1 protein-coding gene and 1 pseudogene are annotated in these 783 nt (G+C 38.8%); both read right to left on the reverse strand.

Features of this window, described 5'->3' with window-relative positions:
- Positions 1 to 282: hypothetical protein (locus tag H8706_RS12170; protein WP_394354581.1), on the reverse strand; the 282-nt coding region annotated here is incomplete at its 3' end.
- 16 nt (positions 283 to 298) lie between these two features.
- Positions 299 to 783: pseudogene (locus H8706_RS12175) on the reverse strand (hypothetical protein); the annotation flags it as partial.

Here is a 783-nt window from a genome sequence, read left to right on the forward strand (position 1 = left end):
AACACTTCGCGGCTCTCTCGTTTCGCACACGGCTTCAAAAATATTTAATTCGTTCTTATCAAAACTGTCAAGGCATTTCGCAAGAAAGTTCAGTTCATCGACATCGGCAAAATCAGTTACAAGCCATTTTAATGCGGCATAGTTCGTTCCTATCACATACTGACTCGTTTTTAACTTATCCTTCACCCCCAACTCATCAAACTTTGACGACAAATATTCCTCATTGCAAGGGAATTCTATGGTTGTTTGATTTTCCTCAAATCTAAAATCAACGGTAAACATTTAACTCACCCTTTCGCTACATTTTTTGTTCCTGCTGCCGATCCTGCTTATCAAGTGTTGTCAGCCGTTCATCAAAATCGGGAATACTATCTTTTAGTTTTTCCTTCACATCGGCAAGTATATTTTCAACATCGCTGCTTAATTCAAATCCGGCAGACAATGTATCTTCAACACATCTGTATAATTCAAACCGTTCATCAGCAGAGAATATTTGATTTTCAGGCAATAACTCTGATCGTTTTACAAAATCCTCTTTTGCTCTTTCGTAATCTTCATAGTAGTGTCCGTGATCTAAGCTGTTGTTTTTACAGTCCCAAGTCACAAATTCAAAGCTGCCGTCACTATGCTCCGTTCCGGCAAGAACAACATCGTTATACTCCAGCAGTTTTTTGTACGGTGCATTAAGGTCAACCGCCGTTAATTCCGGACTGTTATCCATCACTTTAAGAAACTCTTTTGTGTTGCGTACATCATTCTCTATTTTGCCATGAAGCTTGTTAA

Origin of the sequence: Qingrenia yutianensis (assembly GCF_014385105.1) — a bacterium.
GTDB classification, from domain to species: Bacteria; Bacillota; Clostridia; order UMGS1810; family UMGS1810; genus Qingrenia; species Qingrenia yutianensis.